This is a genomic window from Nocardioides renjunii (assembly GCF_034661175.1).
Taxonomy (GTDB): domain Bacteria; phylum Actinomycetota; class Actinomycetes; order Propionibacteriales; family Nocardioidaceae; genus Nocardioides; species Nocardioides renjunii.
Genome location: NZ_CP141058.1, coordinates 503,863 through 515,751, shown reverse-complemented (window position 1 = coordinate 515,751; position 11,889 = coordinate 503,863). Strand labels below are relative to the sequence as shown.

The window sequence follows — 11,889 nt, the reverse complement described above, 5'->3', positions numbered from 1 at the left end:
CGGGCGCCCGCTCCGGGACCGTGATCGGGTCGGTCACGGTGCGTCCGGGTGCGGCGGCGTCGGGGTGTCCGGGCCGAGCTCGGGGGCGCCGTGGATGTCACCACCGGCACCCGGGGGCGTCAGGATGGCGCCGCCCGAGGACTCCGGGGCGAGCGCGCCCGCGTGCACGCGGTCGCGGATCTCCTGCGGGATGTCGACCGGCGGGATGGTCGAGGGCACCCGCTCCGGCGAGCCGGTCCAGGCCGGTCGCGCGGACCGACGGTTGAGCGGCTCGAAGATCGTGGCGATCTCGCCCTTGTCGAGGGTCTCCCTGTCGAGGAGCGCCAGCACCAGGGAGTCTAGGACGTCACGGTTGGTCTCGAGGATCTCGAAGGCCTCCTGGTGCGCCTGGCCCAGCAGCTTCTTGATCTCCTCGTCGACCGCGGCGGCGGTCTCCTCGGAGTAGTTGCGGGTGTGGCCCATGTCGCGGCCCAGGAACGGCTCGGAGTTGCTGTCGCCGAGCTTGACCGCGCCGAGGCGCTCGGTCATGCCGTACTGGGTCACCATTGCGCGGGCCAGGCTGGTGGCCTTCTCGATGTCGTTGCCGGCGCCCGACGTGACGTCGTGGAAGATCAGCGCCTCCGCGGCCATGCCGCCGAGCATGTAGGCGAGGGAGTCGAGCATCTCGCTGCGCGTCTGGGAGTACTTGTCGCGGTCGGGCAGGACCATCGTGTAGCCGAGCGCACGGCCGCGCGGCAGGATCGTCACCTTGTGCACCGGGTCGGTGCCGGGCAGCGCCGCGGCCACCAGGGCGTGGCCGCCCTCGTGGTAGGCGGTGATGAGCTTCTCGCGCTCGCTCATCAGGCGCGTACGACGCTGCGGGCCGGCGATGACGCGGTCGATGGCTTCGTCGAGGGCCTCGTCGGTGATCATCTTGGCGTTGCCGCGAGCGGTGAGGAGCGCGGCCTCGTTGAGCACGTTGGCCAGGTCGGCGCCGGTGAAGCCGGGCGTGCGGCGCGCGATGCTGAGCAGGTCGATGTCCTGCGCGATCGGCTTGCCGCGCGAGTGGACCTTGAGGATCTGGTGGCGGCCGTTGAGGTCGGGGGCGTCCACCTGGATCTGGCGGTCGAAGCGGCCCGGGCGCAGCAGCGCGGGGTCGAGGACGTCGGGCCGGTTGGTGGCCGCGATGAGGATGACCCCGCCGCGCACGTCGAAGCCGTCCATCTCGACCAGCAGCTGGTTGAGGGTCTGCTCGCGCTCGTCGTGGCCGCCGCCCATGCCGGCGCCGCGGTGGCGTCCCACGGCGTCGATCTCGTCGATGAAGACGATAGCAGGTGCGTTCTCCTTGGCCTGCTCGAACAGGTCGCGCACGCGGCTCGCGCCGACACCGACGAACATCTCGACGAAGTCGGAGCCGGAGATGGAGTAGAACGGGGTGCCGGCCTCGCCGGCGACGGCGCGGGCGAGCAGGGTCTTGCCCGTGCCGGGAGGGCCGTAGAGCAGGACGCCCTTGGGGATCTTGGCGCCGACGGCCTGGAACTTGGCCGGGTCGGTGAGGAACTCCTTGATCTCGCCGAGCTCCTCGATCGCCTCCTCGCAGCCGGCGACGTCGCTGAAGGTCGTCTTCGGCATGTCCTTGGTGATCAGCTTGGCCTTGGACTTGGCGAACTGCATGACGCCGCGTCCGCCGCCGCCCTGGGCCTGGTTCATCAAGAAGATGAAGAGCAGGATGATGAGCGCGAACGGCAGGAGGGTCGCGAGCAGCGAGCCGAGGAAGCTCGGCTGGGGGGTCTCGGCCTTGTAGGACTCGATGGTCCCCTCGTCGACCTGCTCCTCCACGGCCGCGATCAGCGTCTCCTCCTGGCCGGTGACGTAGGAGGCGACGACCTTCTCCCCGCTGTCGCGGACGCCGTCGTCGAGCGTGGCGCGCATCTCGTAGTCGACGCCGTTGAACTCGATCTCCTCGACGTCACCGTCGGAGATGTAGGTGGAGAGGGTCGAGGTCTCGACCTCGTCGTAGCCGTCGCTGGGCGCGAGGAACTGGATCGCGAGCAGCACCGCGAAGGCGGACAGGACGATCCACAGCCAGGGACCCTTGAATATGCGCTTCACAGGTAACTTTCACCGGTTCGGAGTTGAGGAGGCGACGCTACACGCCGCTCGGGCGCTCATTCTTTCAGGCGGGGTGAAGCGGCGCCCGCGATCACGAGTAGACGTGGGGCGCGAGGGTGCCGATGTCGCGCAGGTTGCGGTAGCGCTCGCGGTAGTCGAGGCCGTAGCCGACGACGAACTCGTTGGGGATGTCCCAGCCGACGTACTTGGGCTCGACGGGCATCGAGAGGGCCTCGGGCTTGCGCAGCAGCGTGGCGATCTCGACGCTGGCCGGGTTGCGGCTGGAGAGGTTGTTGACCAGCCAGCTCAGCGTGAGCCCGGTGTCGATGATCTCGTCGACGATGAGCACGTCGCGGCCGCTGATGTCGGTGTCGAGGTCCTTGAGGATGCGGACCACCCCGCTCGACTTGGTGCCGGACCCGTAGGAGCTGACGGCCATCCAGTCCATCTCGAGGTGGCGCGGCATGGCGCGGGAGAGGTCGGCCATCACCATGACGGCGCCGCGGAGCACGCCCACCACGAGGAGGTCGCGGCCCTCGTAGTCCTCGGTGATCTGGACCGCCATCTCGCCCAGCCGCTGCTGGATCTGGGCCTCGGTGAAGAGGATGTTGACCAGGTCGTTCTCCACGTGGGACGAGTCCATGGCTGAAGCCTAGGGCGTACGCCGCGCGCCCCCGCCGCCGGTCGGCGCGAGGGTCCGGCTCTCGCGCGGGTCCGCGCGGGAGTCCTCGCGCGGGCCCACGGGCAGGCGCGCGACGAAGGTGCTGCCCTGACCGGACCGGCTGGTCACGTCGAGCTCGCCGCCCATCAGCTCCACGAGCTGGCGGCAGATCGCCAGGCCGAGCCCGCTGCCGCCGTAGGGGCGGGTCGTGGAGCCGTCCACCTGGCGGAAGGACTCGAAGACCGTCGCGAGGTCGTCCTCGGCGATGCCGATCCCGGTGTCCGAGACGGCGACCTCCACCGCACCGACCCCTCCCCCCGCGTCGGCCGCCGGGCGCACGTCGAGGCGTACACCTCCCTCCGGCGTGAACTTCACCGCGTTGTCGAGCAGGTTGCGCACGACCTGCAGCACGCGGGTCCGGTCCCCCGTCATCGTGGTGGGCACGCCCGGGGCGACCTGGTGCTCGAACCGGATGCCGGCACGGGCCGCGCGGGGCGCGTAGGCGCCGACCAGGTCGGTGACCACGCCCGCGACGTCGAACCGCTCCGCCGTCAGCGAGACCTGACCGGCCTCGATCCGCGAGAAGTCCAAGATGTCGTCCACGAGGGCCGTGAGGTGGTCGCCCGAGCGTCGCATGGTGGCGAGGAGGTGCACCTGCTCCTCGTCCAGCGGGGTGTCCTCGAGCAGCTCGGCGGTGCCCAGCACCATGGTGAGGGGCGTGCGGATCTCGTGGCTCATGGTCGCGAGGAACATCGACTTGGCCCGCGACGCGTCGAGCGCGGCGTCGCGCGCGAGCTCCAGCTCGCGCAGCGCGCGCTCCTCGGAGCGCATCAGCCGGGCCGTCCGGACGAACGCCAGGAGGGTCAGCGTGGTGGCGCCGACGACCACCAGGACGAGGTGGTCGAGCTCGTCGCGGGTGTCGGCGAAGAGCATGAGCACGGGAGGCACCAGCAGGGGGACGATCGCGATGCCCATCTGGACCATGCGGCCGTTGGGCAGGGCGGGACCGCGGTCCACCCCCGACTCGGCCGAGCGCCACGTGCTCCGGGCCAGCAGCACCGGGGCGACCATCCAGGCGGCGTCCATGAGCAGCACGGCGTCGCCCTCGACGGACATCAGCCAGGCGATGTCCGCGGCCAGCCACAGGACGACGCCGATCCCGAACGACGCTTCGAGGTGCGCGCGCGCCGTCCGGCTCATCAGCACCCGGGCCACGAGCGCGAGCAGGACGGCGTCCGCAACCGGGTAGACCGACCACGCCACCCGGACGTGCGGGGCGAGCTGCTGGTCGTTGACGATGGTGTGGATCGAGAAGTTCCAGAAGACCAGGATGCTGACGACCACGATCGTCACCGCGTCGAGCACCAGCGCCTGGGCGTCGCGACCCACCTCGCTGCGGCGCAGCAGCACCCACAGCGCGGCGCACAGCACGACGTAGCTGGCGAACCACAGGGGGTCGGCGACGGAGACGTCCGTGTCGCGTCCCTGCCACGCGAGCAGCTCCCAGGCGGTGTCGCCCAGCGCGGTGAGCAGGATGCCGGCCGCGACGAGCGAGCCGAACCGCCGGTGCTCCGCGGGGCTACGGAGCGCTCCGACCCACGCCACCGCGCTGGCTCCCAGCAGGACGCCGAGGTAGACGAGCCGGTCGAGGGCAGCACTGTCCGAGACTGCGTAGACCACCACCGCCGCGACGACGAGGGCGCCCACGCAGACCTCCACCCGAGTCCGCTTCCCCACGCGTCGGATCGTATGTCGACTGGTGGCCCGCGGTCCGGGAGTTGGGCGAGTTGGCCGACCGGTCTCACCCCTCGGGTGCGGCGACGAGCTCGGCCACCACCTCGGCGAGGTGCTTGAGCGAGAACGGCTTGGTGACGTAGCGGGTCGCTCCGGCGGCGAACGCCTTCTCCCGGGTCTCCGCGTCGGCGTGCGCGGTGAGGATCACGATGGGCACGGAGCGCAGGTCGGGCAGCTCGCGGAGGCGGGCGCACAGCTCGCCACCGTCCATCGTCGGCATGCTCCAGTCGAGCACCGCGGCGGTGCAGCCCTCGGCCGTGGCGAAGGCCAGCGCGGCGAGCGGGTCACCGGAGCTGTGCACCTCGAAGCCGCGCCGGCGCAGGGCGAACACGATGAGGTCACGGATGTCGTCGTCGTCGTCGACGACCAGCACTCTGTCCATGGCTCCCCCGTTCCGGGCGGCGCCGTCGTCGGGCGCGCGATCCTGAGGTACCCACTCTGCACCGTCGTGAGGTGTCGCCGCTCCGTTGCTGGGTCCCGGACGCTCAGCGGGCCTCGACCACGAGCAGTCCGTCGCGGCGCACGGCGCGCAGGTGGCCGGGGAGGTCGATCCACTTCTGGCCCCGCCAGCCGACGAGCAGCTTGTCGACCTCGAGGACGTGGTCGCGGGTCAGCTCGGACGCCGGGGCGCCGGCGCCGAGGGCGGCCCGGTGGACCACCCGGTGGCGCAGTGCCGGCGGCCGGGCGCCCAGCGTGGCGACGTCGAGGCCGCCGTCCCTGCTCACCTCGGCCAGCACCTCGGCGGCGAGCAGGTCGAGCAGGGCGGTGTCCTCGCGCAGCTGGTCGGCGGTGCGGGCGAGCGCCTCGGTGATCCCCGGGCCGAGCTCGGCCTCCAGCACGGGCAGCACCCGGTCGCGTACGCGCACGCGGGTGTAGCCGGGGTCGTGGTTGTGGGGGTCGTCCCAGGGCTCGATCCCCTCGACCAGGCAGGCGGTGAGCGTGTCGGTCCGGCGTACGCCGAGCAGCGGGCGCGCGAAGACGCCGAAGCCGGGCCGCATGCCCTGCAGCGAGCGACCGCCCGAGCCGCGAGCCAGGCCGAGCAGGACGGTCTCGGCCTGGTCGTCGAGGGTGTGGCCGAGCAGCACCGTGCGGGCGCCGAGGTGGGAGGCGACCTCCTCGAGGACGGCGTACCTCGCCTCCCGCGCGGCGGCCTCGGGACCGAGGCCGGAGACGGCGTCCACCGTGACGCGCGCGGTGAGCGTCTCGTCGACGCCCAGGGCGGCGAGCTGGGCGACCACCCGGTCGGCCTGGGCGGCCGAGCCGGGCTGCAGGCCGTGGTCGACCGTCACCCCGACGACGCGGAGGTCGCGCTTGTGGCCCTCGAAGACCGCGGCCGAGGCCAGGGCCAGCGAGTCGGCCCCGCCGCTGCACGCGACGGCGACGACGTCGCCCGCGGACAGGCCGGACAGCGCCGCACGGACCGGGAGCCGGACCGCCGCGACGGAGGGGTGGAGCGTCACAGCACCCGGGCGACCCAGGCGTCCGGATCGCCGATCTCGTCCTTCGACGGCAGCGTCTCCGGCCCGGTCCACACGGCGTTGAACTGCTCCATGCCGACCTTGTCGACGACGTGGCGGACGAAGACGGCCCCGTCGCGGTACTGCGCCATCTTGGCGTCGAGGCCGAGCAGCCGCCGCAGCAGCTTGTCGAGCGTGCCGACGCCCTGGCGGCGCTGGTTGAACTTGGTGCGGATCTGCGCGACCGACGGGATGACGCTCGGGCCGACGCCGTCCATCACGACGTCCGCGTGGCCCTCGAGCAGCGACATGACGCCGGTGACCCGGTCGAGGATCTCCTTCTGCTCGGGCGAGGACACGATGTCGACGACGCTGGCGTTGCCGCCGCGGATCGCCTCGGCCCCGCGCCGCAGCCCGTCGAGCAACGCGCTCGGCTCGATGGTGTCGGCGACGGCGTTCATCTGGGCCATCAGGTGGTCGCCCAGCCACGGGTTCGCCGTGAACTGCACGCGGTGGGTCTCCTCGTGGAGGCACACCCAGAGCCGGAAGTCGCTCGGGTCGGCGGAGATCTCCCGCTCGACGTGCACGATGTTGGGCGCGACGAGCAGCAGCCGGCCGTGCGGGTCGTGGAAGGGGTCGAACTGGCCGAGCACCTTGCTGCCGAGGAACCCCAGCAGCAGGCCGACCTCGGCGCCGGTGACCCGCGAGCCGATGGCGGCGGACAACCCGGACGGAGCGCCCTTCTTCTCGGTGAGCTTGTCGACGATCGGCGTCAGGATCTTGGCGAACCCGTCGGCGTTGGCCTGCAGCCAGCCGCTCCGGTCCACGACGAGCACCGGCGCCGTGCCGGCCGTCGTCCGCAGCCCGGTGAACTCGCTGACGAGCGGAGTCGACCTCGCCGCCCCCTCACGCAGCTCGACGACGGCGGCGGCCGCCTCGTCGGCGGACACCTCGGGCCCCGGGCCGGCGACCTTGGACCCCACGGTGACGGCGAAGTCCCAGTCGATCAGGTTCATGTCCCGACCCTAGCCGGGCGCGAACAATCCCTCCCCCGCCCAGGGAGGGGGTCCGCGGCGCGCCCGCGACGTGCAGGAGGAGCGAGCAGGACAGGCCCATGCCGGACCGACTCCTCGAGCGTTCCTCCAACTTCTGGGGGCGTACACGCCTCGACATGTTCGGGTTTCCCCGCATAGGCGGGGAAACCAGCGCGAGACAGGCGGGGAAACCAGCGGCGAGCTGAACCACCGCAGCGAGGCGGTCAGACGCACCGCCCGTCAGGCACCACAGCGGCACGCCGCGAGCGCCGCCGCGGCGCGGTCGAGGGCCTCCTGGGCGTCGTACCTGTTCTCCGGCCGCGTCCTGTCGGCGGCGAGGACGAAGGCCATCGGGGTGCCGTCGCGCCCGACGGCGATCCCGGCGAGGGCGTTGACGCCGGTGAGGGTGCCGGTCTTGGCGCGGACCAGGCCGCGCGCGACGGCTGGGCCCTCGGCGAAGCGGTAGGTCAGCGACCCGGTGAAGCCGGCCACCGGCAGGCCGGTGACGAGGCTGCGCAGGTCCTCGCCCTCGGGCGAGGCGGCGTGCTGGAGGAGCTCGAGGACCGTCGCGGTGGACACCCGGGTGCGCCGCGAGAGCCCGCTGCCGTCGTACACCTCGTCGCCGCGGCTCTCGATGCCCCGCCAGGCGAGCGCCTCGAGCACGCCGGTGGCGCCGGCCTCGAAGGAGCCCGTCTCCAGCATCGCGATCCCGACGTGGTGGGCCACGACCTCGGCGCCCTCGTTGTCGCTGACCTCGATGATCCGCTCGCCGATCTGCGACAGCGGTGCGCTCTCGACCGCGGCGAGCTCCTCCGCGCCCGGGGGTACGACGACCCGCCGCGGCTGGCCGGTCACCCGCAGCCCGGCGGCGCGCAGGCCCTCGGCGAAGGCCCGGGCGGCGGCCAGGGAGGGGTCGTCGGAGCGGGACTGGCCGTCGGGCTCGACGCCGCTGTCGACCATGAGCGCGGTGATGGGGCTGACGATGTCGTCGGGGACGTAGTCGCGCCGCCAGGCCGGGTTGTCGGTGGGGCCGGTGAAGAGGCTGTCGTCGAAGCGGACCCGAACCGGCGCCTTCCCGCCGAGCGCCTCGGCCGCCTCGAGGGCGAGCGTGGTGACGTCGGCGCGCGCGGGATAGGTGGTGGCCGCCTCGGTGAGCGAGAGCGGCTGGCTGGCCAGCAGCGGGTCTCCCCCGCCCACCAGCACCACGTCGCGCGGGCGGTCGCCGCGCACCACGCGGGTCGTGAAGCGGCGGTCCGCGCCGATCACCGCCAGGGCGGCGCCGACGGTCAGCAGCTTGGTGGTGGAGGCGGGCAGGTAGCGCTGCTCCTCCGTGCTCCACCCCGCGGGGCCCGGCGTCAGCGACGTGACGGCTGCGACGACGTGCCGGCCCAGGTCGGGGTCGGCGAGGTCGGGCGCGAGGGCGGCCGCGACCGCATCGGGATCGATGGCCGCCGAGGTGTCGACGGGGTCCCCGCCGGCGGACGCCGGTGCCCAGTCCGGCAGCTCGAGCCCGGCCGGCGGGAGCACCTGCTCGGGCTCGGTGGCCGGGTCGGCGGCGAGGCCGGGCAGGTAGCGCTGGCCCCACTCGAAGCGGTACGCCCCCACGGCCGCCGCCAGCAGCGCGAGCACCAGCAGCGTCGGCACCCACGTCGACACCCACGTCCACACCGGGTGGCGTACGTCACGTCGGCTCCGGGACCCTCTCGCTTCGCGCATCGGGGCCATTGTGCGCGAGACTGCGTGCACAAGCGTCCGCCGGGCTTCCGGCCGGCGCAGCTGAGTGCGAGTGGACCGGCCCGACGACGTGCCGGAGAGGGCGAGGAAGACGTGCTGACGTTCGACGTGCTGGTGGAGATCCCCAAGGGTGAGCGCAACAAGTACGAGGTCGACCACGAGACCGGGCGCATCCGCCTGGACCGCATGCTCTTCACCTCGACGGCCTACCCGGCCGACTACGGCTTCATCGAGAACACCCTCGGCCAGGACGGCGACCCGCTCGACGCCCTCGTGATCCTGCAGCAGCCCACGTTCCCCGGCTGCCTGATCGAGTGCCGCGCGATCGGCATGTTCCGGATGACCGACGAGGCCGGCGGCGACGACAAGGTGCTGTGCGTGCCCGCGCACGACCCGCGCCTCGAGCACCTGCGCGACATCAACCACGTCTCGAAGTACGACCGCCTCGAGATCCAGCACTTCTTCGAGGTCTACAAGGACCTCGAGCCCGGCAAGTCCGTCGAGGGGGCCGACTGGGTCGGCCGCGTCGAGGCCGAGGAGGAGGTCCACGCCTCCTTCGAGCGCTTCAAGACCGAGGGCCACGGCAACGACCTCGACAACATCGCCGACGACAGCCTCGGCCAGGACGCCTGACCCAGGACCGAGCGGTCCCGGGTCGGGCGACCCGCGTCAGTCGACCCGGCGTCAGGCTGCGGTGCTCGCGCCGTACGCCGTCCCGGCCGCGTCGCGGGCCGGCTCGAGCGCCTCGGCGAGGATCTCCGTGACCCGACCGACCGGGCGCACGTCGAGCGCGCTGAGCAGCTCGGCCGGCACGTCGTCGAGGTCGGCGCGGTTGCGCTCGGGCACGTAGACCGTGGTCAGCCCGGCCCGCTGGGCGGCGAGCAGCTTCTGCTTCACGCCGCCGATCGGCAGCACACGTCCCGAGAGCGTCACCTCGCCGGTCATGCCCACCTCGGACCGCACGGGGCGGCCGGTCAGCAGCGACACCAGCGCGGTCACCATCGTGACGCCCGCGGACGGGCCGTCCTTGGGGATCGCGCCCGCCGGGAAGTGGACGTGGATGTCCCGCTCGAGGGCGGCCGGCTCGATGCCGAGCTCCACCGCGTGGGCGCGCACCCACGACAGCGCGATCGACGCCGACTCCTTCATCACGTCACCGAGCTGGCCGGTGACGATCAGCCCCGCCTTGCCCTCGGCGACCGACGTCTCGACGTAGAGCACGTCACCGCCCAGGCCGGTCACGGCCAGCCCCGTCGCGACGCCGGGCACGTCCGTGCGCTCGTGGCTGTCCGGCATGAAGCGCGGCCGGCCGACCAGGCCGGTGAGGGCGTCGCGGTCGACGTCGACCCGGTCCACCTCGCCCGTCGCCAGTCGCGTCGCCGCCTTGCGGAACGCCTTGGCCAGCAGCCGCTCGAGCTGGCGCACGCCGGCCTCGCGCGTGTAGTTGGCGGCGAGCTCGCCGAGCGCGTCGTCCGACACGGTGACCTCGTCGGCCGTGAGCGCGGCCCGCTCCAGCTGCCGGGGCACGAGGAAGTCGCGCGCGATGGCGACCTTGTCGTCCTCGGTGTAGCCGTCGAGGGTGACCAGCTCCATCCGGTCCAGCAGCGCCGACGGGATCTGCTCCACGACGTTGGCGGTGGCCACGAAGAGCACGTCGGACAGGTCGAGGTCGAGCTCGAGGTAGTGGTCGCGGAACGTGTGGTTCTGCGCCGGGTCGAGCACCTCGAGCAGGGCGGCGGCCGGGTCGCCGCGGTGGTCCGCGCCGACCTTGTCGACCTCGTCGAGGAGGACGACCGGGTTCATCGAGCCGGCCTCCTTCATGGCGCGCACGATGCGGCCCGGGAGGGCGCCGACGTACGTGCGCCGGTGCCCGCGGACCTCCGCCTCGTCGCGGACGCCACCGAGCGCGACGCGGACGAACTTCCGGCCCAGGGCGCGGGCGACCGACTCGCCCAGCGAGGTCTTGCCGACCCCGGGAGGGCCGGCGAGGAGGATCACCGCGCCGGAGCCGCGGCCGCCGACGACCTCCAGGCCGCGCTCGGCCCGGCGGGCGCGCACCGCGAGGTACTCGGTGATGCGCTCCTTGACCTCGTCGAGGCCGTGGTGGTCGGCGTCGAGCACCGCGCGGGCGGCGACGACGTCGTGGGAGTCCTCGGTGCGCACGGCCCACGGGAGCTCCAGGACGGTGTCGAGCCAGGTGCGGATCCATCCGGCCTCGGGGTTCTGCTCGCTCGCGCGCTCCAGCTTGTCGACCTCGCGCAGCGCCGCCTCGCGGACGTGCTCGGGCAGGTCGGCGGCCTCGACGCGGGCACGGTAGTCGTCGGAGCCGTCCGGCTCCCCCTCGCCGAGCTCCTTGCGGATGGCCGCGAGCTGCTGGCGCAGCAGGAACTCGCGCTGGTTCTGCTCGAGCCCCTCGCGGACGTCCTGGCTGATCTTGTCGTTGACCTCGTCCTCCGCGTCGTACGCGCGGGTCCACTCGACCAGCGTGCGCAGCCGCTCCCCCACGTCGGGGGTCTCGAGCACCTGGCGCTTCTGGTCCTCGGAGAGGTACGGCGCGTAGCCGGAGGTGTCGGCGAGCGCGTCGGGGTCGCTGATGCGGCGCACGTTGTCGATGACCTGCCACGCCTCGCGGCGCTCGAGGATCGACACGACGAGCGTGCGGTAGTCCTCGGCGAGCTCGCGGAGCTCGTCGGTGACGGGGGTCGCCGGGACCGCCTCGGCCTCGACCCAGAGCGCCGCGCCCGGACCGGTGACACCGGCACCGATGGCGACGCGGCGCTCCGCACGCAGCACCGCGGCCGGCCGGCCGCCGGCGAACCGGCCGACCCGGTCGACGACGGCGACGACGCCGTGCGTGGCGTAGCGGTCCTCGAGGCGGGGGGCGACCAGCACCCGGGTCGGCTCGGAGTCCGTGTCGGCACCGCTCTCGGATCCGGTCTGGGAGTGGGCCAGGCGGGCGGCGTCGATCGCGGCGCGCGCGGAGTCGTCGAGCTCGATGGGCACGACCATGCCGGGCAGCACGACCGTGTCGTGGAGGAACACCACAGGGAGGGACAGGTTCTGCGTCATGTGGGTGGAACGTCCGCCACGGCGACGCCGATTCCGGTCGGGGTTCCGC

Annotated in this window: 9 protein-coding genes; 1 reads left to right on the top strand and 8 read right to left on the bottom strand. The window is 72.9% G+C overall.

The features are described from left to right. Positions 1 to 33 precede the first annotated feature (33 nt). The 7 genes from ftsH to dacB all read right to left on the bottom strand — a co-directional run bounded on the left by ftsH (position 34) and on the right by dacB (position 8,753). Positions 34 to 2,091 (bottom strand): ATP-dependent zinc metalloprotease FtsH, encoded by a 2,058-nt coding sequence (gene ftsH, locus SHK17_RS02360; protein WP_172269381.1) that lies wholly within the window; start codon positions 2,089 to 2,091, stop codon positions 34 to 36. A gap of 91 nt (positions 2,092 to 2,182) precedes the next feature. After that, on the bottom strand, positions 2,183 to 2,734 hold the full coding sequence (gene hpt / locus SHK17_RS02355; protein WP_172269379.1) for a hypoxanthine phosphoribosyltransferase: 552 nt from the start codon (positions 2,732 to 2,734) through the stop codon (positions 2,183 to 2,185). A 9-nt stretch (positions 2,735 to 2,743) separates the two neighbouring features. Beyond that, entirely contained in the window at positions 2,744 to 4,489 is a 1,746-nt protein-coding gene (locus SHK17_RS02350) for a sensor histidine kinase (RefSeq protein ID WP_322920961.1), read from the bottom strand. 64 nt (positions 4,490 to 4,553) lie between these two features. Next, the gene (locus SHK17_RS02345; protein WP_172269375.1) at positions 4,554 to 4,928 is read right to left on the bottom strand and encodes a response regulator; all 375 of its coding nucleotides are present in this window, start codon (positions 4,926 to 4,928) and stop codon (positions 4,554 to 4,556) included. Positions 4,929 to 5,031: 103 nt separating this feature from the next. Then, positions 5,032 to 6,006, bottom strand: a complete 975-nt coding sequence (gene tilS, locus SHK17_RS02340) for a tRNA lysidine(34) synthetase TilS (protein ID WP_322920960.1) — start codon at positions 6,004 to 6,006, stop codon at positions 5,032 to 5,034. Then, positions 6,003 to 7,019, bottom strand: coding sequence for a zinc-dependent metalloprotease (locus tag SHK17_RS02335; protein WP_322425109.1), 1,017 nt, complete (start codon positions 7,017 to 7,019; stop codon positions 6,003 to 6,005). Before SHK17_RS02335 ends, tilS begins: the two co-directional genes overlap by 4 nt. Positions 7,020 to 7,277: 258 nt before the next feature. Next, complete coding sequence (gene dacB / locus SHK17_RS02330; RefSeq protein WP_322920959.1) at positions 7,278 to 8,753, bottom strand: D-alanyl-D-alanine carboxypeptidase/D-alanyl-D-alanine endopeptidase; 1,476 nt, start codon at positions 8,751 to 8,753, stop codon at positions 7,278 to 7,280. Between the two features lie 114 nt (positions 8,754 to 8,867). On the opposite strand from dacB, the gene SHK17_RS02325 reads away from it, so the two are divergent. Further along, the gene (locus SHK17_RS02325) at positions 8,868 to 9,404 is read left to right on the top strand and encodes an inorganic diphosphatase (protein WP_322425218.1); all 537 of its coding nucleotides are present in this window, start codon (positions 8,868 to 8,870) and stop codon (positions 9,402 to 9,404) included. Positions 9,405 to 9,455: 51 nt separating this feature from the next. Here SHK17_RS02325 and lon read toward each other — a convergent pair whose 3' ends face one another. Further along, positions 9,456 to 11,840, bottom strand: a complete 2,385-nt coding sequence (lon, locus tag SHK17_RS02320; RefSeq protein WP_322920958.1) for an endopeptidase La — start codon at positions 11,838 to 11,840, stop codon at positions 9,456 to 9,458. Positions 11,841 to 11,889 lie beyond the last annotated feature (49 nt).

Bases quoted from the DNA above. Each gene is read 5' to 3' on its own strand.
- hpt (WP_172269379.1), bottom strand. From the start codon at position 2,734: ATGGACTCGTCCCACGTGGAGAACGACCTGGTCAACATCCTCTTCACC.
- SHK17_RS02345 (WP_172269375.1), bottom strand. From the start codon at position 4,928: ATGGACAGAGTGCTGGTCGTCGACGACGACGACGACATCCGTGACCTC.
- SHK17_RS02335 (WP_322425109.1), bottom strand. From the start codon at position 7,019: ATGAACCTGATCGACTGGGACTTCGCCGTCACCGTGGGGTCCAAGGTC.
- dacB (WP_322920959.1), bottom strand. From the start codon at position 8,753: ATGCGCGAAGCGAGAGGGTCCCGGAGCCGACGTGACGTACGCCACCCG.
- lon (WP_322920958.1), bottom strand. From the start codon at position 11,840: ATGACGCAGAACCTGTCCCTCCCTGTGGTGTTCCTCCACGACACGGTC.